17 protein-coding genes are annotated in these 21,522 nt (G+C 34.3%); 15 read left to right on the plus strand and 2 right to left on the minus strand.

The window, feature by feature from the left end; translation table 11 throughout:
- Positions 1-17: 17 nt before the first annotated feature.
- Genes BLT84_RS14560 through BLT84_RS14585 form a run of 6 tightly spaced genes read left to right on the plus strand, consistent with a single transcriptional unit; the run spans position 18 to position 10,102 of the window.
- On the plus strand, positions 18-2,435 hold the full coding sequence (locus BLT84_RS14560) for an ABC transporter permease (protein ID WP_091267219.1): 2,418 nt from the start codon (positions 18-20) through the stop codon (positions 2,433-2,435).
- 3 nt (positions 2,436-2,438) lie between these two features.
- On the plus strand, positions 2,439-4,829 hold the full coding sequence (locus BLT84_RS14565; RefSeq protein WP_091267223.1) for an ABC transporter permease: 2,391 nt from the start codon (positions 2,439-2,441) through the stop codon (positions 4,827-4,829).
- A gap of 10 nt (positions 4,830-4,839) precedes the next feature.
- Entirely contained in the window at positions 4,840-7,221 is a 2,382-nt protein-coding gene (locus BLT84_RS14570) for an ABC transporter permease (RefSeq protein WP_091267226.1), read from the plus strand.
- Between the two features lie 10 nt (positions 7,222-7,231).
- Positions 7,232-7,996 (plus strand): head GIN domain-containing protein, encoded by a 765-nt coding sequence (locus BLT84_RS14575; RefSeq protein WP_091267230.1) that lies wholly within the window; start codon positions 7,232-7,234, stop codon positions 7,994-7,996.
- An 11-nt stretch (positions 7,997-8,007) separates the two neighbouring features.
- Positions 8,008-8,673 (plus strand): ABC transporter ATP-binding protein, encoded by a 666-nt coding sequence (locus BLT84_RS14580; protein ID WP_091267233.1) that lies wholly within the window; start codon positions 8,008-8,010, stop codon positions 8,671-8,673.
- Between the two features lie 10 nt (positions 8,674-8,683).
- The gene (locus BLT84_RS14585) at positions 8,684-10,102 is read left to right on the plus strand and encodes a TolC family protein (protein ID WP_091267237.1); all 1,419 of its coding nucleotides are present in this window, start codon (positions 8,684-8,686) and stop codon (positions 10,100-10,102) included.
- A 269-nt stretch (positions 10,103-10,371) separates the two neighbouring features.
- Here BLT84_RS14585 and BLT84_RS14590 read toward each other — a convergent pair whose 3' ends face one another.
- Positions 10,372-11,469, minus strand: a complete 1,098-nt coding sequence (locus BLT84_RS14590) for a hypothetical protein (RefSeq protein WP_091267240.1) — start codon at positions 11,467-11,469, stop codon at positions 10,372-10,374.
- A gap of 1 nt (position 11,470) precedes the next feature.
- Entirely contained in the window at positions 11,471-12,256 is a 786-nt protein-coding gene (locus tag BLT84_RS14595; protein WP_091267243.1) for an RNA polymerase sigma factor, read from the minus strand.
- 496 nt (positions 12,257-12,752) lie between these two features.
- On the opposite strand from BLT84_RS14595, the gene BLT84_RS14600 reads away from it, so the two are divergent.
- The 9 genes from BLT84_RS14600 to BLT84_RS14640 all read left to right on the plus strand — a co-directional run bounded on the left by BLT84_RS14600 (position 12,753) and on the right by BLT84_RS14640 (position 21,352).
- Positions 12,753-12,998 carry a helix-turn-helix domain-containing protein gene (locus tag BLT84_RS14600; protein ID WP_091267246.1) on the plus strand — a complete coding sequence of 82 codons (246 nt, stop codon included), beginning with the start codon at positions 12,753-12,755 and terminating at the stop codon, positions 12,996-12,998.
- A gap of 302 nt (positions 12,999-13,300) precedes the next feature.
- Positions 13,301-14,626 carry a hypothetical protein gene (locus BLT84_RS14605; protein ID WP_091267249.1) on the plus strand — a complete coding sequence of 442 codons (1,326 nt, stop codon included), beginning with the start codon at positions 13,301-13,303 and terminating at the stop codon, positions 14,624-14,626.
- Complete coding sequence (locus tag BLT84_RS14610) at positions 14,596-15,579, plus strand: hypothetical protein (protein ID WP_091267253.1); 984 nt, start codon at positions 14,596-14,598, stop codon at positions 15,577-15,579. Before BLT84_RS14605 ends, BLT84_RS14610 begins: the two co-directional genes overlap by 31 nt.
- On the plus strand, positions 15,576-17,546 hold the full coding sequence (locus tag BLT84_RS14615; RefSeq protein ID WP_091267256.1) for a hypothetical protein: 1,971 nt from the start codon (positions 15,576-15,578) through the stop codon (positions 17,544-17,546). Before BLT84_RS14610 ends, BLT84_RS14615 begins: the two co-directional genes overlap by 4 nt.
- The gene (locus BLT84_RS14620; protein WP_091267259.1) at positions 17,543-18,505 is read left to right on the plus strand and encodes a hypothetical protein; all 963 of its coding nucleotides are present in this window, start codon (positions 17,543-17,545) and stop codon (positions 18,503-18,505) included. The genes BLT84_RS14615 and BLT84_RS14620 overlap by 4 nt, the downstream gene beginning before the upstream one ends.
- A gap of 261 nt (positions 18,506-18,766) precedes the next feature.
- Positions 18,767-19,246, plus strand: coding sequence for a hypothetical protein (locus tag BLT84_RS14625; RefSeq protein ID WP_091267262.1), 480 nt, complete (start codon positions 18,767-18,769; stop codon positions 19,244-19,246).
- Between the two features lie 67 nt (positions 19,247-19,313).
- Positions 19,314-19,484 (plus strand): type I restriction-modification system subunit M N-terminal domain-containing protein, encoded by a 171-nt coding sequence (locus BLT84_RS14630; RefSeq protein ID WP_231929346.1) that lies wholly within the window; start codon positions 19,314-19,316, stop codon positions 19,482-19,484.
- A complete protein-coding gene (locus BLT84_RS14635) occupies positions 19,481-20,083 on the plus strand; it encodes a hypothetical protein (protein WP_091267265.1) in 603 nt (200 codons plus the stop codon). The genes BLT84_RS14630 and BLT84_RS14635 overlap by 4 nt, the downstream gene beginning before the upstream one ends.
- A gap of 318 nt (positions 20,084-20,401) precedes the next feature.
- Positions 20,402-21,352 carry a toll/interleukin-1 receptor domain-containing protein gene (locus BLT84_RS14640; protein WP_091267268.1) on the plus strand — a complete coding sequence of 317 codons (951 nt, stop codon included), beginning with the start codon at positions 20,402-20,404 and terminating at the stop codon, positions 21,350-21,352.
- The last annotated feature ends 170 nt before the right edge of the window (positions 21,353-21,522 follow it).

Below are 21,522 nucleotides of genomic sequence, written 5' to 3' on the forward strand. Positions count from 1 at the left end.
TCATCAATCAGAAAATCATGATCAAGAATTATCTAAAAATAGCGTGGCGCAGTCTCTGGAAGGAAAAGACTTTTACTTTTCTGAACGTATTCGGACTTTCGGTGGCATTCGGCGCAGCCATACTTCTCTCTATGTATGCGCTTTTCGGACTCTCTTATAATATGTTCCATGAGAATGCAGATGAGCTCTACCAGGTCTACCGCACGTCCTATACGCCTAAAGGACCGGAGCCGGGAATTGCCCAGCCACTCCCCTTTGCTGCTGCGCTTAAAGATGAAGTTCCGGGAGTAGAGAAAATAACCCGTTTCAATGGTGGTAGCGTTTTAGCAAGTATTGATGAAAATCAGGTTCGTTTACGGTCTGCTTTTGTAGATCCGGAATTCTTTTCAATGTTTACTTTCCCGGTTTTAAATGGTGATCAAAAACCAGTTGCCGGAAAATCTGAAGTTGCCCTTACACAAGAAGCAGCGAAAAACCTTTTTGGAAACGAAGAAGCACTGGGAAAATCGGTTAATATATTTATCGATGAACAAGAGGTTCCCTTTACCGTTACTTCTATTTTAAAGAATATTCCGAAAGAAAGTAACCTTGGATTTGATATCGCGCTAAATTTTAAAAGTCAGCCTTACCACGCTTATGAAAGAAATATAGGAAGCTGGGATAATTCTAATCACGAAGTTTATATGCAGCTTGCTAAAGGTATTTCCCCAGCTCAGTTCGAGAAATCTACGCGCGATTTTTCCAATCTTCATTACAAAACTGAAATAGAAAAGGCAAAAAGAGATGGGGCCAAGCCCAATGAAAACGGGCAGTTTATTGAACAAAAACTATTATCTGTTAAAGACCTCAATTTTGTAAAAGTTGAAAATGGGATGGCTGTTCCCAACAGGACCTACCCTTACCTCATTTTAGGTATCGCGTTCCTCATATTGTTCATTGCCAGCGTCAATTTCATTAATATGAATATCGCCAAAAGCTCGCAACGACTTCGTGAAATTGGAATGCGAAAAACCCTTGGAGCCAATAAACACCAGTTATTCTTTCAATTTTGGGGAGAAAGTATCCTCGTATTTTTAGGCGCCATGCTTTTAGGATTACTGTTCGCCAATCTTTTAATAGATCCTTTTCAGACCTTATTTAATACCAAAGCTACTTTTGCCAATGTGATCAGTCTAAAAAACCTGGTAGGTTTTATTGTTATTCTCTTGCTCATCACACTCATTGCCGGTGGATACCCCGCAATGCTCTTAAGTAAACTGGGGACGCTAAAAGCTTTAAAAGGAAAGATCCAGGTAAATGGCGGTAACAGGTTAAGAAATGCGCTTATCGTGGTTCAATTCAGCATAGCGATACTCTTAATTAGCGGAACCCTTGTTCTCAGGAATCAGCTTCAGTTTATGCGGAATAAAGATCTGGGATTCAATAAGGAACAGGTGATCTCCTTTCCGCTGAACGGGAAAAAAGATGACTTCCGTACTATGCAGTTACTGCGGAATGAACTTCGCAGCAAACCCGGAATAGTAAGTATTTCCGCCGGAAACAATATCCTGGGAATGGGGAAAGACCATACCACTTCTACCAGCGTTACAGGCTTTGAATATAAAGGCCGCCAGATGAAAACCAACATTCTGGCAGTAGACTACAATTATCCCGAAACCGTAGGCCTCGAAATTATTGAAGGAAGAAGTTTTGATAACTCAAGACCTTCAGATACCCTTTCTGTGCTCATTAATGAAACGATGGCCAGGGATTTGAATGAAAAAGAGATTTTAACCGCACACCTTGGTATTGATGGTGACCTTCCATATTCCGTAATTGGAGTGGTAAAAGATTTTAATTTTCAGTCACTAGACAAAGAAGTAGAACCGCTTACCATTTTCTTAAATCCAAAATGGAATTTACGTTACGCTTTTGTAAAAGTGGCACCTCAAAACCTGACCGGCTCTTTTAATGACGTTAAAGCTGCCTGGAAAAAAATTGAACCAAATGCCGAATTCCTGGGTTCTTTTCTTGATGAAAATATAGATCGAACGCTTGAAAAAGAACGCACGATGACCACGATGATCACCAGCGGATCGGTGCTCGCCATCATTTTAAGCTGCGTTGGACTTTTTGCCATTTCCTTACTCGTTGTTTCCCAAAGGAGAAAGGAGATTGGAATTCGCAAGGTTGTAGGCGCCAGTGTTGGAAAGATCACCATTATGCTGACTTCAGATTTTCTAAAGCTTGTAGGAATAGCCTTTTTGATAGCGACTCCAATCGCTTGGTATTTTAGTAAAGAATGGCTTCAGAATTATCCTTACCGAATGGGTTTGAGTATATGGATTTTTATTGGTGCCGGAATCATTGCTCTTTTAATCGCCATTCTTACTATTAGTTTTAGAACCATTCGTGCGGCCATGCAGAATCCCGTAAAATCTTTAAAAACCGAATAAATTATGATCAGAAATCATTTCAAGATAGCGTGGAGGAATATAAAATCCAACAAGACCTATTCGGGGATTAATATTACTGGTCTCAGCATTGGCTTGGCGGCATTCCTGCTCATCGCCACGGTAGTGATCAACGAAATGAGTTATGACCATCAATGGAGTAAAGGCAATCGCATTTACCGGCTTGTTGAGGAAAACACCAACCTTGGTGAAAAGGGTATTTCTACCGCTTCCCCATTAGGTCCGCAGCTTATTGAAAATTTCGAGCAGGTGGAAACCTCTACTGAAATTTATACCGGTTCCACCAATTTTAAATTTGATAACAGTCCTGTAGAATTAACTTCCCTAGAAGTAAATCCCGGCATTTGGAACCTTTTGGATTTACAGGTTCTTCAGGGTAATCCACAGAATTTTACTGACGGGTATCTCAATCTAGTGATTACAGAAAAGATCAAAAAGCAGTATTTCCCTAATTCCGATCCCGTTGGTAAAATTGTAAAAGACATCTCCAGTTTTGGTAGTTCAACCGAATATTATATATCCGGCATTATCAAAGATCTGCCGATGAACACGCATTTACGCTCAGATGTATTAGTAATCCAAAAACCCCGTTTCACCAAATTTCCTACAGATGGATTTACGCCTTATTCAGTACAATATCTAATGCTTAAACCTGGTGTTTCGGCATCTGCCTTTATGGCGGTGGTGAATAACTGGTATAAAAAACTTCCAGACGTACAGGAAAATAGGGAGTTCTCGCTACAGCCGATGGAAGATATTTATCTGAAATCTGATAATTACTTCCAGAAGGTAAAAGGCAACCAGCGAAATATCAACATCCTAACCGGGGTCGCGATTTTGCTCTTATTGATCGCATGTATCAATTTTGTAAATCTCAGTACCGCCAGAACGCTCAAAAAGATAAAAAATACAGGTCTTCGAAAAGTTCTTGGAGCCAGCCGCAAAAGCCTGATCGCCCAATTTCTGGCAGAATCCTTTCTTTTCTTCGGAATAAGTTATCTATTGGGACTTGGTATTTATTACCTCTTTCTACCTTATCTCGAAGGATTCCTGGGCAACGAACTGGCACTCACGATCACTGGAAGTGTTCAGCTATTACTGATAACTTTAGCAGCAATTAGCTTTATAAGCCTGCTTACAGGAATTTATCCGGCCTGGACGATCTCCAAACCGAACGCTTCCAATTTGGTGAGCAATAGTTTTAAAACCAGCCGCAGTTCAGAATATTTCAGAAAAGGCCTGGTGGTCACTCAATTCGTCATTACAATCGGGATCATCGTAGCTACGTTGGTAGTCAATAATCAGCTGAAATTTTTAAATACTAAAGATCTTGGCTTCAATAAAGAAAATCTACTTTTTATCAAGTTCACTAAATGGGGTGATAAAGGTGCTGCCTTTGAAAAAGAGATCAAAAAGATCCCAGGTGTCGAAAATGCCAGCATTGGTCAGTGGATTCCCTCCAGCGCCGGCGGTACTTTTAGTCAGGAAATCGAAGATCCACAATCTGCAGGCGATAAGCTGGAAACCTGGTATATCGATGCTGATAAAAATCTTTTTTCCACGCTTGAATTACAACTGGTTAAAGGCAGAGATTTCAGAAATGAATTTTCAGCAGAAAATGTTTTACAGCCGGATGCTTCAGAGGAAGAAGAAAATAGTTCTGATTCCAAACCTGTTCTTATTACAGAATTCACCGCAGAAAGACTAAATATCGATGAACTCAACAAACCTTACAAGCAGCTAAAAGGCATTCCGGTTGGAATCGTAAAGAATTTTCATAATCAAACGCTGCGAAATCCACTGGCTCCAACAATCATAAGATCCATAGAAAATCCTCAATATGGAAATATGCTGGTGAGGGTAAATACTGAAAATCCGCAAGAAGTCATCGGCCAGATAAATAAAAGATACAACGCATTCTTTCCCGAGAATCTTTTTAATTATTCCTGGATTTCCAATGATCTCGCGAAGGAATTCCGGGCGGAAAATAAACTAAGAAGTGTACTACAAATTTTCAGCCTACTCATCGTTTTCCTTTCCTGTCTTGGTTTATTTGGTTTTATCACTTTTATGATCCAGAACAGAACAAAAGAGATCAGTATTCGTAAAGTTTTGGGTGCATCGGTCACGCAGATCGTGAGTATTTTTTCCCGAGATTCTTTAAAATTGATTCTACTTTCTGCAGTTATTTCAATTCCTGTTGCCTGGTATCTACTGGATAAATGGCTAGCAGATTTCCCGTATAGGATTGAGATCGTGCCTTCAGTCTTTATTCAAAGCGCCCTGGTAGTTTTAATTATCGCCATGGCAACCATAGGAATTAGAATTGTAAGAGCGGCTTTCAGAAATCCGGCAGATAATTTAAGAACCGAATAATCTTTCAGATATGATCAAACATAATTTTAAAATAGCTTGGAGGAGTATCTGGAATGCCAAATCCTATACCATTATCAATATCTTAGGGCTTTCTGCAGGTTTGGCCAGTTTCATAATCGTTCTGTTGTATCTCAACTATGAGTTGAGCTATGACTCGTGGTCTCCAGAACTTGAAAAAGTTTACCGTGTGGGGATGAAAGACAAGGGTGGTATCCAAAATAATACTCCTGCTCCACTGGCTTCATTTTTTGCAGAAAAATACCCGAAAATCGAAGCCGCTACTTCTATGCAGGGAGCTGGCGAGTATGAAGTTATTATAAGCACAGACGAAAAGCAAATCTATCATAACGGGTTTGCCTCCGCAGATTCCCTTTTTCTAAAGGTGTTTCCTTACCATCTTATTCAGGGAGATAGAAATACTGCTTTAAATGCTCCAAATTCCGTGATAATTAGCGAGGAATTAGCCGAAAAGCTTTTTGGCAGTACTAATCCCATGGGGCAAACAGTAAAGGTTTTTAATATGATGGAAGGAGTCGTGACCGGTGTTATAAAACTTCCGGAAACACCTTCTCATCGCCCCATTCATTTGATTATGCGGGACCCCTATGAAAAACAGAATTTTTTCTGGAATAATTACTCCTTTGAAACTTATCTAAAAATAAATCAAACTATTTCTTCGGCTGAACTTGAAGAAGATCTTAATCGTATCTATTTTGAAGAACGTATCAAAAAAGATGAAGATTTAAACAAAGAATATAAGAATTCAGGCAATCGGACTTTACTTTTTACCGATGCAGTGCCAGATATTCAGAATTTTTCGAAGCATGGTAATAGTAATATTAAAACTGTTTCTGTTCTTTTTATTCTAGCGATTTTGTTGTTGGTTATTGGAGCCATTAATTTCAGCAATCTTAGTATCGCAAAATCACTCGGTAAGAGCAGAGAAATTGGAGTCCGAAAAGTCTTAGGATCAGGCAACTGGAATTTATTCTGGCAATTTATGGCGGAAGCAATTTTGCAATGCGTTATAAGCCTGATCATAGCTATGGGAATTGTTCTGCTAAGCTTACCCTATGTAAATAGCATATTCGGGCTTGAACTTAAATTAGGCGGTAATTTTGAGGTTCTTGGCCAGATTGGTTTATGTTTAGGTGCTATCATTCTCATATCAGGTCTTTTCCCTTCCATTCTTTTATCTAGGTTCAATCTTTTAAAAATTCTGAATGGAGGTACTTCTAAAGGAAATAAAGGCCTTGTTTTAAGAGACATATTGGTTATTTTTCAATTTATGGTCACCTCCTTTTTCATCATCGCCATTGTTGTTGTCAATAAACAACTAGATTATATTCAAAGTAAAGACAAAGGTTTTTCAGAAGAGCAGCTCGTGCGCATTGAAGCTATTCAGAATACCAGAGATACCAATTTTGAAACCGTAAAAGAACAATTGCTGGACATTCCAGGTGTGGAAGCAGTTGCCAAAACCACCAATGTTCCCGGAGATAAGTTCGCCGATTCCTCTACCGTAAATTTCAGTTTTAATAGTGAAAAATACAGGATGAATTCGGTTAAAGTTAGCTCAGATTATTTCGAAACTCTTGAAACACCAATAGTTCATGGGAGGAACTTTGAATCTACCGGTCCAGACCAACATACCAAAACTGCGATCATCAACGAGACGGCAGCCGCTAGTCTTAATTCTGAAAACATACTTGGGGCAACAATATTTTATGCTGGTTGTGAAGAGGCACCGATGCAAATTGTGGGAATTGTGAAAGATTTTAATGTTTTGGGTTTTGAAAACAAAGTGCAACCTGCAGTTTTCAGTATTGGAAATGAAGCCTGCATGTTCCAGTCTGGCGGAGCGATCCTGGCCCGGTTAAATACTCAAAACCCAAAAGCCAGCATCGATAAAATTGCAAGTTTATGGAAGCAGGTAGAACCTGGAACGCCATTGCGCTACTCATTTCTAGATGACAATTTTCAAAAATTGTTTTCCTCCTATTACAGGCTTCAAAAGGTCATTAGCTTCTTCGGAATCATTGCTATAGTAATTTCTATTATGGGATTGTTTGCCCTAACCACCTTTATTTTAAAACAACGGGTAAAAGAAATAGGTGTTCGAAAAGTCCTGGGAGCGGAAATTACCAATATCGTGGCCCTGGTAAGTAAAGATTTTCTAATTCTAGTTTCCGTGGCAATTCTATTCTCAGTTCCAATTGGCTGGTATGCGATGAATAAATGGCTGGAAAATTTCGCCTATAAAACAGAATTAAGCTGGTGGATCTTTATCGTTTCAGGAACCCTGGTTTTAACTATTGCCTTCCTTACAGTAAGCCTTAAAACCATTAGAACAGCCAGAAAAAATCCAGTTAAAAGTTTAAGAACCGACTAAAAGAATCATTATGAAAAAATCAATCTTTAATCAAAACAAAATGCTAATCACTTTAATAATAAGCCTTTTAAGCTTCGGTATATCTAATGCACAATCTGAAACCGTAGATGTTTCTAATTTTTCAGAAGTTACTATAAGTCCTTACATCGAAGTAATTTTCAAGCAAGCCGATAACGAATCGGTGATTATTGAAAATTCTAAAGTCGACAGGGAAAAGATTCATATAGAAGTAGACGGCAAAGAACTTCATATTTACCTGGAAGACGCCAAGATTGTTTCCAAAGAAGAAGAGGTTAAAGTAAATGGGCGTGAAATGGATCGTTCTATTTATAACGGCACCGAGGTACGTATCACGGTAAATTACAAAAACCTGGAAGCCGTAGAAATTCGTAGTGAAGAAGTGATAAATTTTGAAAATGCCATTAGCGTGGAAGATTTTGACCTAGACATTTATGGCTCGCCAAAAGTATATTTTGAAAGTATCTCTGCAGAAGATTTAAAAATTGCCTTGTACGGGGAAAGCTATCTGGAGATCAAGGCTGGAAAAGTAGATTTTCAACGCTATCGCTGCTACGGAAAAAGTGAAGTTAATGCTGTTGAGCTGCTTTCTTCGGAAACTAAAATCGCGGCTTATGGCAACAATCATATCGTGGTAAATGTTTCAGATAAATTGAAGGTTTCAGCTTTTGGCGAAGCCCGAATTCAGTATAAGGGTGATGCTAAAGTTAAAAGCGGACTCAAAATTGGCGAAACAGTAGTTCAAAAAATTAAATAAAAACATTACGAATGCTAAAACTAAATCACATCTATAAATGGGTAAAATCTGGCGGAAAAAGAATTTTTCTGCTGAACGATCTAAGCCTGAATGTTGAACAGGGAGAATTTCTTTCCATCATGGGACCCTCAGGTTCCGGAAAATCAACATTGCTTAATATTATCGCTATGCTGGACGATTTTCAGGAAGGTGAATATTATTTTGAGGAAGAAGCCATTCATGAACTGAAGTCGAAAAAGCGGACCGAAATTTTTAACGAAAACATCGGTTTTATTTTCCAGGCCTATCACTTGCTTGATGATCTCACGGTTTATGAAAATATCGAAACGCCACTCCTCTACAAAAAAGTAAAAAGCTCCGAAAGAAAAGCGCTTGTAGCAGATATTCTTGACCGGTTTAATATCGTAGGAAAAAAAGATCTTTTCCCACATCAATTAAGTGGCGGGCAACAGCAGTTGGTTGGCATTGCCCGTGCACTTATTATTAAACCGAAACTGATCCTGGCTGACGAACCTACGGGAAATCTCAACTCTAAACAGAGTGACGAAATCATGCAGCTTTTCCAGGATTTAAATAAGGAAGGCGTCACTATCATCCAGGCGACTCATTCTGAAAGCAACGCCGCATACGGCTCGCGAATCATCAACTTACTCGACGGAAGCGTAAAACATTCTTAAAATCATCATTTTGAAAAAATTCATCATCATATTTTTATTTATCACTACCGGTTTAACCGCTCAGAATACTGAAAAACCAGGGCTTTCCCTGGAAGAATGCATTCAGCTGGCACGGGAAAATAACATCAATTTAAAGCGATCTGATCTTCAGGCTGATACCGAAAAACTGAATTTCCGCGGAACAAAATCCCAAGTTTTACCAGCTATTAATGGGAGTTATACGTATGCTATTAATAAAGGCCGAAGTATCGACCCATACAGCAACGACGTGATCGATCAGCAATTTAATTACAGTAATGCAGGTTTGGGATTAAGCATGCAGGTTTTTAACGGATTTGAGCTGCGGAACAGTATTCAGCGCGATCGCTATAATATGGAAGCGGCTAAGGCTGAAAAAGAGGCAGCAAAGCAACAGTTGATATTGGAGGTAACCTTAGCTTATTTCCAGGTTTTGAATAATCGCGATTTGCTTAATCTGGCAAAATTACGACTGGAAAGCACCAATCAGCAAACCAATCGCATCAAAACTCTGAACGATGAGGGAGAAGGCAATCCTGCCGATTATACCGATATTAAAGGTCAGCTGAACAATGACCAGTCGGCAGTAATCGGTGCAAAAAATCAGCTTGTACAGTCTAAACTAAATCTTGCACAGCTTCTGAATATGGATACTGAAGTATACGTGGAAGAATTTCAGGCAATGCCCGAAATGAACAAATATGAACTGTCCGCTGAAGAGATCTATTCAGAATCACTTGAAAATCTGGATGTTTTTGATGGTCAACGTTTACGAATAAATGCAGCGGAAGAAGATGTTGCGGTTGCCAGATCTTTATATTCCCCGGAGGTTTCGCTATTTGCCCAGTTAAATACCAATTACTCCAGCCTGGCAAGTTTACTCAATGAAACAGGAACCAAGGTTGTAGAAACTGGGCAATTTATAACTATTGATGGCACCAGTTACGCAGTACAAGGAAATCAAAGTCAGTTTTCCCAGCAGGATATTCCCTATTTAGATCAGTTAAACAACAACCTTAGTTCTGTGGCCGGGTTGAGCGTGAATATTCCAATTTTCAACGGTTTCCGGGCAAAGCGACAAGTTTCTTTGAAAAAGATTCGGCTGGAAGATGCCCGGCTAGAATTAGAAAACACTAAAAATGACTATTTAAAGGCGATCAAACAGGCATATTATGATATGAATACCGCATATGAAAACTACTTTGTGCTTCAAGATCAGGTAGCTTCTTATGAGGAATCTTACCGCGTAAATGAAATTAGATTCGGTAATGGGGTTTCAAATTTGGTAGAATATATCATCGCAAAAAATAATCTGGATCGCTCCAGGGTTAATCTGGCAAATGCGAAATATGAATTTTTAATTAGGACAAAAATATTGGATTATTATAGAGGAACAGATTTTTCCATTTAATGGTAGAATCAATCGCCTTGTGCATCCAAAAAATAATCCTCCGATAATAGACGAACTGCAGATTATCATCTAATGACTCTGATCATAGCATCTATATGTCCCAAACTAACATCTACAAAATGGAGGTTCCTTAATAAACTTGCTTCAAATTAAATCCTAACTTATTCTTAAATAAGTTTCACTCACGCGTTGTATGTGCTAAGCACACTTAGTGAGTGGGATATTCACCTCACCTTACGGGTGTACAAGCACCCTCGATAATTAATTCTTCAATCTACGATAAGTTCAATACCAGATTTTTCTGCTTTGTATTTAATTTTTGTCATGAGATCATAATAACTCCAGTTCCTAAGTACAAATGCTTCCTCTTTAGCTATTTCCAATTTTTCTTGTTGATTCAATAAAATAAGAGTTCCTGCCTTATTTTTTATACAGAAGTTGATTAGCTTTCTGCTATAAACATGCAGTCTATTATGAACATAATTACGTTCCTTATCACAAAATCTGGATAAAGCTTTGGTCTTTCTTATGCGACCTTTTCCCGATTTTGAATAGGTAACTCCTTCTCTGGTTCTTTTTTCAGCAACTTGTATAGCTAGTCTTCGGTAGAGAAATTCTTCCTTAGTTCCAATAGTGATTTTAGCGCTACCAATTTTCACGGCAATCGGATATTCTAGGGATAACGAAGCTTCGGCGATCACTTCTGGTTTAAGGACGTGTTCTTCTTTTTCAAATTCGAACACCGCTAACATAAAGATCTTACCATCTTTTAATTGGATATGGGAAGTCCTTATTTTGATCTCTCCACTTGCAACCTGCTGCATTAATTTTCTCTTGTCGTAATAGTCTTTTCCTAAATAGGTTTTCATAGGAATGGAAAAGAATCGAAAGCAAAAAGCATTCTTTTGGGAATCGTATTTTAATCCGCACACTCCTTCCATATCAAATGGGAAGGCCATATCTCTCTTAAAGTTATTTATGGAACGTTCACCACACCAGTATTCCTGTCTGTTTTTCTTAAAAGAACTCAAAATGGTACTATTAAGGTTAGTTAGAATGTTTGTGGGAATTTCCCCTTTAAAGCGATCTGAAATCATTCGATAGGTGCAGTTGATCCGGGAGCGGTTTAGAATTCCCTGCTCATCTTTTTTTTGATCAACCAGTTTATACTTGATTCCTTCGGTTAAATAAAAGAAGTCTTCAACCATCTCCTGAACATATAAATGAGAAACGATAAGGTTAGCTGCCCGATAACAACGGTTACGCCATAGATATAGCTTATCCATTGCCTCCTTTCGTTGTTCGCTAGTAGGCAGGTCGATAAGGAGTTGGATCTTTCGGGTCAATTTCATCGTATCTTTTGCCATCTCAAACTGGTTCTAATTCGTTTTCATTGATCTCCTGCATCAGCTTATAAGCCTGAATAAATGCTTTATGTACATCCTTTTGAGAAATATTAAGCTCATTGGCAATAGAAGCAAAGGAATAGTTGTGTTTACAGCGAAGCTTTAAAACTTTTAGTTGTTCTGCAGTAACCTGAACTTTATCTTTTCTTTTTATAATAGATTGCTGACTAACCTCTAGAACATTATTTTGGTTAATGATGTTTTTAAGATCTAGGATAGCTTTGTTTACCTCATTACGAGTCTCTGTAATACCTGTACCCATTAGCTTAGCTATTATTTTATAGCGGAATTCATATTTTAAACAGAGTTCGATCAGTCGTTTTCTATCAGGTTGGAGTAGGGGCAATACCTGAATAATTTGATCAAAATCTCCCTGTTGACTCTCTTGGTCTTTCCAGTTTTGAGCATCATCTTTCGGATCATAGCCTGCTAAATAATCCTGATAGTTATCATAACTTTCTAAAGAATTTATTTTCTGAAAGAACTTACATTGAGGACTTGTATAATAGGAATAACATTCCCTTTTCATCACCATTCGTAGAAAGAAAAAGAGATGTTTTTCAGACTCGATTTTATCGCGGTTCGCCCATAACTTTAAGAAGGTATCCTGTACTAAAGATTCTACTACAAAATCATCGTTGATGATTCTTTTTCCCACCCAATAGACCATCCGGCTATATCGGGCGTGAATATGCACTAGGGCTGACGAATCACCTTCTTTTAACTGTTCATAATTATTTTCCCGCATAATAGAACTCTTTTAAATTATGACATAATCATTAAAATTTAATTACACAGGTTTTCACCTGCGATAACAGCATTATGTAGGGAATGAAGCTGTGGCTATTAAGACAAATCCAGTTATGGATATACCCAATAGCTATGCGAGTTCTAAAATTTTTTAAAAGAAGAAGCTTTGAAATTATGTTGAGAAGAAGTGCATCTTTCTATAAGTAAAAAGGCGTGAAACTCAACTTATCGACTTTTGGCACTGGTATACCTCGGAAACGATAAGAGAGTACTCACGCCCCGGGTCGTGAGCATCCATGCTTATCATCTCGTTTCCTAAAAATTACCAGTTTCAAAGTCGAGATTCAAAGCGAATGCTTCTAATATTTTACTTAAAGAAGTTTCGCAAATATAATATTATAATGCTAATATATAAAAAATATCAAATTGTAGTCTATATTACCTACAATATTTATGTTAAAATTTATGAGATTGCTAGAAATAAGGGCTCATAAATGAATACAGATCAAAAGTATCTAGAAAAATTTGGAGAAAATGTTCAAAAACAACGCATTAAATTAAATCTGAGCTACAGACAATTGGCACAGAAATGTGATATAGATTTCAGTGCTATTTCAAAAATTGAAAAAGGCCAAAAAAGTTTTGAATTTCAGACAATAATTGAACTGGCCAAAGGCTTGGAAATACATCCCAAAGAATTATTTGATTTTAGTTTCCCTCTAGAAAAATTAAAAATGTAATATATCGTTTTCTAAATATATTTGAATTTGTAGCAAAATATAACTATTTTTTTATAATCATTTATATTAAACTTCTGTCACCAATAATTATCACAGGGCATTTAGCTTTCCATTTATATTCAATATATATTGCATCCCTAAAGAAAAAAACCAATAAGTTAAATACAATTTGTTTATAATTTCTATAATACCGAAAATTTTAACTCGATAGATGCACTTATTTTATACTGAAGTTAGAATTAAAGCTTCGTTTACAAAAATGGTTTTAATAAATTAGGATTAATAAAAGATGATTTCATAAATTGGAAGATTACAAGGAAAAATATTTAGAATTTCAAAAACTATATTCTATTGACAGGAAACCTATTCCAGTTAATTTTAGAGAAATAGTAAATCGAAAGTTTCACGAAAGAGCTACTCATTTAATTCATACTTATCCGGCAAAATTAATTCCAAATATTCCGTATTTTTTTCTAAACAACTCGTTTTTTATTACTAAAAATGATAAAATATTAGATCCTTTTTCTGGATCAGGTACTGTATTACTTGAAGCCCAATTAGCTGGATTATATCCATTTGGAGCTGATGCGAATCCACTAGCGAGACTTATTTCCACAGTTAAAACTAATACCTATAATCATAAAAAAGTAAATCAACTATTAACTGAACTTGAAAATAGTTATATAAAAAAGGAAGATTGTAAAAATTATCCGAATGTTGTAAATATCGATTATTGGTTTCTACCGCATATAAAAATTGAGCTTAATAATATACTCCATTGCATTGAAAAGATAGAGAATAAAAAATATCAGGATTTTTTTTTATTAAATTTTTCTAATTTAATAAAAAAAGTTAGTCTAGCTGATTCTCGAGTTTCTGTTCCTGTAAAATTAAATCCAAATAAATATCCTATTGGGCATCATATTAGGACTAAACAGGAGAATACATTAAATACATTAAAATCAATTGATGTCTTTGAAAAGTTTAAAGATATTATTATTCAAAATCTTAAAAGGTTTGAGAATAAGAATGCTTTACAAAACAGCAAGCATCTTGGAAAGATAATATCCAAAGATGCACGTAAACTTAAAATTAATGACTCAACAATGGACTTAATTTTAACTTCTCCTCCCTACGCTGGCGCCCAAAAATATATAAGAGCTTCTAGTCTAAGTTTAGGCTGGACAAGAATGGGTGAAGTTGGAGAATTAACTATCCTTGACAAAAAAAATATAGGAAGGGAAAATTATAGAAAAAAAGATTATAAATATTTAATTTCTACTGGGATTAAAGAGGCAGATATAATAATTAGTGAAATTTATAAAAAAAACTCCCTAAGAGCCCATATTGCAGCAAATTATCTAATTGAAATGACCACAGCGCTTAAAGAGGCGATTAGGGTTTTAAAGAATGGCAAATATTTAATTTTAGTTGCTGCCAATAATGATGTTTGCGGATATAAATTTAAAACGCAAGAATATCTCAAGGAAATTGCTTTAAACAATGGAATGAAAATAAAATGTGAATTAATCGATGATATCCAATCCTATGGGTTAATGACTAAGAGAAATAAAACAGCGAGTATAATAACCTGCGAATGGGTGTTAATATTGAAAAAAGAAAATTAGTGAAACAAAAATATTATCGTAAACTTAAGCTTTTAAATGAAACAATTTGGGAAAAAAAGGTTAACAAAAACAAAATCGATGGATGGTTGAGTAATTTTAAAGAGGAGGAAAAACAAGAAGCACTATATCTTTTAACACAATTTATTTATTTCAACGAGTTCAGCGTAGAAAAACTTTTAGAAGCTTTATATAGAGATATATTCAAATATAAGATTATAGCAGATATTCGAAGAAACAATGATAATACAACTGACGCAAAGATAATCGAGCCTCATTATAGACAACAACTTAAACAATCAAGATTTGTAAGTCTTGGCAATCCTTCCGAAAGTAGTGCTACTTTAATGGGATTAATGCGAAAGATTAACTCTCTGCCTAATGATCTTTTTATATCTGAAGATAAAATAGCCCCAGAACTGGGAAAAATAAATAATTTTGTATTTATCGATGACCTATGTGGTAGCGGATCTCAGGCAATTGACTATTCAACAAATTCACTACCAAAAATTCGGAGGTTATTTCCAGATGCTAAAATCTGGTATTTAATGTTAATAGCCACTAAGGAAGGTAAACATAGAATTCAAAATATGGCTGATTTTGATTATGTTGATTCAATCCACGAATTAGATAACTCTTATAAATGCTTCAACGAAGGGTCTAGAGTTTTTACCAATAAGGATGAAGATATCGATATCCTAAAAATTAAAAATTTCTGTGGAGAATATGGCAAGAATTTGATGGAATCTCTTCTTAAAAAGAATGATTCTAAAATAGATCCTATTGAACTTGAAGAGAGTTGTGAAAGTTGGAAATATGGTTTCAATAATGGTCAATTATTACTGGGATTTCATCATAATACTCCTGATAATACTTTACCAATATTTTGGTATAATGAAAAAGAATCAGATTGGTATCCAATTTTTAAACGATTTAATAAAGTGTACGGTATATGACAAATCCTTTTAACATTACTAAAGCAGTAGACTATTCTGATGAAGAATTGAATAATTTTTGGGTAGATTTTCCACAAGGTGGTTTCAAATCTTCGATAAAACCAACATCTGAAATGCCAATGATTATATTAGGCAGTAAGGGAAGTGGTAAAACCCATATTATGAAGCACTTCTCTTATACAGTCCAATCACTTCGTCATACTGAAAATTTATTACAAGGAATTAATAAAGATGGATATATTGGTACATATCTGAGATGTTCTGGACTAAATGCATATAAATTCAGTGGCAGAGGGGAAAGCGCTGATGTATGGGAATCTCTCTTTTCTTATTATTTAGAACTATGGTTAAGTCAGCTACTTCTTAATAACATAATTAATCTTGCAGAAAATAGTAGAGTAAAGATTAATGTTGATTTAATTATTTCCGAAATCATTAATCTTTTTGATATGGATTATTCCAGAATTAAAATATCATCGCTTACTGAATTAAGCAGTTTCTTTCATAATCTTCAGAAAGACATTGATTTTGCAATTAACAACAGAGCGCTTACACAAACCAAAATTTCAGAAAAAATAGAAATTTTGGTTAGCCCGGGAAAATTAATTTTTGGAATACCTGACGTTTTATCTAATAACATTCCAGAATTTCAAAGTTTAAAATTTTTATATCTTTTAGATGAATATGAAAATTTCACCGAAAATCAACAAAAATATTTTAATACACTTATACGTGAAAGAAAAAATCCCACTTGTTTTAAAATTGGAGCTAGGAGATATGGAATACGTACAAAACAAACTTTAAGCGCAAATGAAGAAATAAAGCACGGTTCAGAATATGAACTGTTAGATATTGACGATATTTTTAGAAGAAACCCTCAGGATTATAAAACTTTTCTTGAAGATATTAGCCTAAAAAGATTATCGTATGTCAATTTGGATATAAAAAGAGATCGTATCAATTCATATTTTGAAACATTCAGTGAAAAGAAATTATATGAACAAGTTAAGAAGCGAAAGAAAAAACATTTAATAAAAATTGAGAATAAACTAGGAAAATACTTCAATAATTCTATAAAAACTGAGATTGTTGATAATTTAAAATTTAATACTGATCTCATTCTCGAAAGGACAAATATTTTCTTACTTTATAGAGCATGGAAAAATGGTAAGAATTTATCAAATGAATCCTTAAATATAAAAGACGCTTGTTTAAAATATTACAAAAGTCCCGATAAAAACTCTCCTCACGGTAAAATTTTAGATAAATATAAAAATGATATAATAGATTATCTATATCGCGAAAATAACTTAAGGCCACAATCTAAGGTGGGATTTGATAATCTTGTTCGCATCTCAAATGGCATTCCACGTCATTTTCTTATCATAATGAAACATATATTTAGATGGAGTGAATTTTACGGTCAAGAAATATTCGTGAATTCAGAGCAAAAAATAGATGTAAGAAGTCAAATGAATTCAATCAGTGATGCCGCTCTATGGTTCCTTGAAGATGCTAAAATTCCGGGAAATGATGGGAATCGAATGAAAAATTCAATTGAAAGACTTTGCGATTACTTAAGAGAATTGAGATTCTCGGATTTACCTCCAGAATGTTCAATTTCTAGTTTTTCAATCAACACGAAAGTTATTCCTTCAGATATTAAGGAAATAATTAATTTTTTAGAACAGTATTCTTATATAATTAAAACAGAAAAAGGAAGAAGAGATAAAAATTTAAATACTAGACATGAAACTTTTCAAATCAATGGATTATTAGCTGTAGAATGGGAGCTCTCATTAGCTAGAAGAGGTATTGTAAGTTTATCAGATATAGAAATCAAAGGAATTTTTTACCCCGATAACGAGCAAGATTATAAATCAATCAGAGGCAAAGCATTGTCTAATTGCAATGCTCCTTTCAACTCGGGAATAGACAAAATAGATCTTTTTTCACAAACTTTATGAATTACACATATTTTTATAAAAATAAATTTGATCATTTAGATAAATTTAGTGAGGCTTCTGCTAATAAATATGATTTATTTATTTCGGCTTATAATGAAAGTACAAGGGTGAGAAAAGTTTATGATAATATTGAAGCATCAACAAAGCATTGGCTAGTGTTACCTGAGTACCAGTTTGAAGAAATTGAAATCACTCATCTTGAACAACCCTGCTTTAATTATTCAGATAAAATTGACTGGGATGAAGATGAAATTATTTTAGATTATTATGAAAATAATAAAAAAATGATTGGATCATCTAATATAGCAATTGATATAACTGGATTATTACGTCCATATATAGTATTTTTAATCCGCTTTTTACATAGCAAAAATTTTAGAAAAGTCGATTTTATATATTCTGAACCTTATGAATATGCAAAAAAAGAGGATACTGAATTTTCTTTAGATTATTTTAAAATTCGTGAGATAAAAGGATGTCTTGGAAGTCATAATCCAGAAACTAATAATGATATTCTATTTTTAGGTTCAGGTTATGACTATGAAAGAATGATAGTTGTAGCAAAAGAAAAAAAAGAAGCTAGAAAAATTCAATTACTTGGTTTTCCTTCTCTACAAGCAGATATGTTTCAACAAAATATATTAAAATCTTATAAAGCTGAAGAAGATGCTTTTTCCGGAGAGTTTGACTTAGATTCTAGTAATATTATTCTATCTCCTGCTAGTGATCCCTTTGTTACAGCCCAGTATTTAAGTGATTATATAAAAGGCAAAGAGTTTACTAATTTATATTTATGTCCACTATCTACTAAATCGCAAACATTAGGAATTGCAATTTTTTTCATTAATGAATGTTTAGAGAAACCGGCTAGTATAATATTTCCTTTTTGTAAAAAATATTCTAGGGAAACTAGTACTGGTATATCCAAAGTTTGGATATATACCGTAGAATTCCCTTGATATAAAAAATGCTTCATTAACCTTGTATCAAATTAGCCATGTTGAAATTTATAAGTTTATCTAGACTATGTAGAATGTCATTTTTATTTAATATCCTTGCCTCTCCTCATTATTGAATTAAAATATTGAATATATTTTTTTGATTGGATGTAGGTCTGAAGTTTAAAATAAAAGGTGATAAAAACTTTCTATCATTTCTCTTATATTTGTTCTATCCCGTCCCTAACAGGAATAATGCATTAACTATTCATTCTAATTCTAATGTGTAAGCAATATTATTCCATTCACTTTTGTGCCTGTGCTAGTATAGACCCTATACCCTATCCTCGAAATTTAGAAAATGCTGAAGGTAAACAGGATGATTATTCTGATACCCACTTAATTTGGAAGCTTAACCGTTATCTCGGTAACAAGAATTCCAGTATGATGGGAGAAATGATTATGCCGTTGCAACGGTTGAGTGAAGAAATAACTACCGATCAGTTAATTATCGATCTTAAGCAAGAAAACATGTTCGATTTCAGTTATATTCCAAAAGTAGGTGATAATCTTATAATTCGTCAAGCCCATATTTATAAGCCTATAAAGGGATTTCCAAGACCAGATCTATATGATTACATCTCTTTAATTTATAGAAATGGCAGCTGGCAGGACGATTTCTACAATGTATTTTCCGATAAAACCAGGATGTATAAAAAAGGTGTGATAAAATTCAGATCGTATACTCAAAAAAGTATCTAATTAATCTTAACTTACTACATTCACAACCTAAATAACTTTAGAACCTAAAGAACAATCTATCAAATAAATGGCAAAAGTAGACATAGATTTTGAAAAAGAACTCTGGGATGCAGCAAACGAATTACGCGGTGCTGTATCTGAAAACAATTATAAAAATTACATTTTACCCCTTGTTTTCCTAAAGCATTTAAGCGAACGTTACGAGGTAGTTAGAGATGAATTAAAGGTATATAAATGAGATCAGAAGAAGTAACAACCCTACTATTACAAAGGGCTCAAGGAGTAACCAAACGTAAAAATAAAGTTGCCTTATTTCTATACATTATACCTTTTATTTATTTTCTCTTTCAGTTCTCAATACTGAAAGTATTTAAAATCTATTCTGTTGAAATATCACAAATTGAAATTGTAAATTTATTTACTCCTGTTTTCTATAGTCTTTTGATCTTTTATTTTGTTTATCTGAACGAAGATCTTAAGGCTATAAAAAAACATATTCAAATACCAGAATTAAGCAAAGAAAAAATTCCCTATTTCTTTTCCAGAGAATATCTTGTTTTTCCTCCAGATCTAATAATGGAAATGATTAGGAATATGAAGTATAGGAATCTCATCAGCGAGTTTGGTACTATCTTTATTTTCTTTCCGCTTGCTATAATCTTATTATTGGGTCCTATTTTATTCTTTACGTACTCAATTTATATAGCTGCCTGGGGAGGAATTAATTTAAGTTCAACATTCTATTATATCTCAATAGGTTTATCAATATGGTTATTTTTAGCTACAATTTTCTATACTTATAACCGTAAAAAAGAAAGTAAACGCTTAAATATTTAAGATTCAATTATTAACTCAATTTTTAAACATATTCTACGATACATTTTAAATTCACCTAATTATATATGCCTACAACCCATTGGATTGGCAATGAAAAGATTATTAATCACTAAAAAGTAACTTATAAAATTTTAGATAAATGTACTTACAGCTAAGAACAGTAGGTTGCAAAAAGGCAACATCTTCAGGAAGAGAATAAAAGTTTTCTGTAAGATATTAATTCTAATATTTTATCGAAATTGCTTTCGTAAATCGTACTTTCCAACTTCAAAATAATGAACTTTTATTAAACAACTCATATAAAATTTAAGGAAAAAAATGAACGCTTTTGTATCCTACAGTCACCATGATGAAAATTATCTCGACCTATTACATAAACATCTTTCTCAACTAACTAGGGATAAATTAATAAGTACATGGACTGATGAAGAAATTAAGGCTGGGAGTAATATTGATCAAGGAGTCGCAGATTCATTATTAAATTCTAAATTATTCCTAGCATTGTTGAGCCCTGATTATATTAATTCTCAGTATTGTTATGAAAAGGAATTTGAGACAGCCTTAGGAAGGCAGGAAAAGGGAGAATTAATTATTGTACCCATTATAGTAGAACCCTGTGACTGGCTAAATACTCCTTTCAAAAAATTTAAAGCTTTGCCCAGGGATGGAAAACCTGTTTCAGAATGGAAAAACATGAATACCGCATTCTTAAATGTTATTCAGGAGTTAAGAGCTTTATTAGCTGAGCCCTCTGCTTTAATTCAATTACCAACTAAAGAGAAAAAAGTTTCTTCCACCAACTATAAGATTAAGAAGGATTTTGATACTATTCAGAAAATGGATTTCCAGGAAGAAACATTTAAAAATATTAAAGAGCATCTCATAGAAAATATTTCTGAACTCAATTCTCTTGAAAATATCCGTGCACGAATTACCGAGGACGAAAAAAATAAATTTGAAGCTATTCTGGTAAACCGAAATAAAATTAATAATGAATCGGTTCTAACCTTAACTACAGATGCAACATCTGCAATTCCTCGAATCAATTTCAATAATACAGATTTTACAATCTCATATTCTACCGGAGAAAAACGGTATCATAATCATAGAAATAGTTTTAACCTGGTAGATGACGAATATGATCTTTTTTGGCAGAAATTTTCTTTCGAATCTTTTAATAATACTAATTCAAAAATGAAATTAACTTATATGGATATGTTAGATGACATATGGATTAAATGGTTGAATAGTGTTGGTATAGAATTATAGATAAGATTAGACGACTACAAAAGTTAACCTTTTCTCCTACTCATTCTCACTTAATGTATTGAAATTGCATTTAATCTTATACTGCTATTAAAATAAAAAATGTGACAGCGGTTTGTTAATCGCCTCACTAAAGAGCGACCTATTATAATTCTTTCTCTATATTTGGTTGC

Source organism: Gillisia sp. Hel1_33_143 (assembly GCF_900104765.1).
Taxonomy (GTDB): Bacteria; Bacteroidota; Bacteroidia; order Flavobacteriales; family Flavobacteriaceae; genus Gillisia.

Coding starts and splice junctions, on each gene's coding strand:
- BLT84_RS14610 (WP_091267253.1), top strand. CDS start 14,596: ATGGGTGTTAATATTGAAAAAAGAAAATTAGTGAAACAAAAATATTAT.
- BLT84_RS14625 (WP_091267262.1), top strand. CDS start 18,767: ATGTGTAAGCAATATTATTCCATTCACTTTTGTGCCTGTGCTAGTATA.
- BLT84_RS14640 (WP_091267268.1), top strand. CDS start 20,402: ATGAACGCTTTTGTATCCTACAGTCACCATGATGAAAATTATCTCGAC.
- BLT84_RS14615 (WP_091267256.1), top strand. CDS start 15,576: ATGACAAATCCTTTTAACATTACTAAAGCAGTAGACTATTCTGATGAA.
- BLT84_RS14580 (WP_091267233.1), top strand. CDS start 8,008: ATGCTAAAACTAAATCACATCTATAAATGGGTAAAATCTGGCGGAAAA.
- BLT84_RS14560 (WP_091267219.1), top strand. CDS start 18: ATGATCAAGAATTATCTAAAAATAGCGTGGCGCAGTCTCTGGAAGGAA.
- BLT84_RS14575 (WP_091267230.1), top strand. CDS start 7,232: ATGAAAAAATCAATCTTTAATCAAAACAAAATGCTAATCACTTTAATA.
- BLT84_RS14635 (WP_091267265.1), top strand. CDS start 19,481: ATGAGATCAGAAGAAGTAACAACCCTACTATTACAAAGGGCTCAAGGA.
- BLT84_RS14570 (WP_091267226.1), top strand. CDS start 4,840: ATGATCAAACATAATTTTAAAATAGCTTGGAGGAGTATCTGGAATGCC.
- BLT84_RS14565 (WP_091267223.1), top strand. CDS start 2,439: ATGATCAGAAATCATTTCAAGATAGCGTGGAGGAATATAAAATCCAAC.
- BLT84_RS14600 (WP_091267246.1), top strand. CDS start 12,753: ATGAATACAGATCAAAAGTATCTAGAAAAATTTGGAGAAAATGTTCAA.
- BLT84_RS14590 (WP_091267240.1), bottom strand. CDS start 11,469: ATGGCAAAAGATACGATGAAATTGACCCGAAAGATCCAACTCCTTATC.
- BLT84_RS14620 (WP_091267259.1), top strand. CDS start 17,543: ATGAATTACACATATTTTTATAAAAATAAATTTGATCATTTAGATAAA.
- BLT84_RS14630 (WP_231929346.1), top strand. CDS start 19,314: ATGGCAAAAGTAGACATAGATTTTGAAAAAGAACTCTGGGATGCAGCA.
- BLT84_RS14595 (WP_091267243.1), bottom strand. CDS start 12,256: ATGCGGGAAAATAATTATGAACAGTTAAAAGAAGGTGATTCGTCAGCC.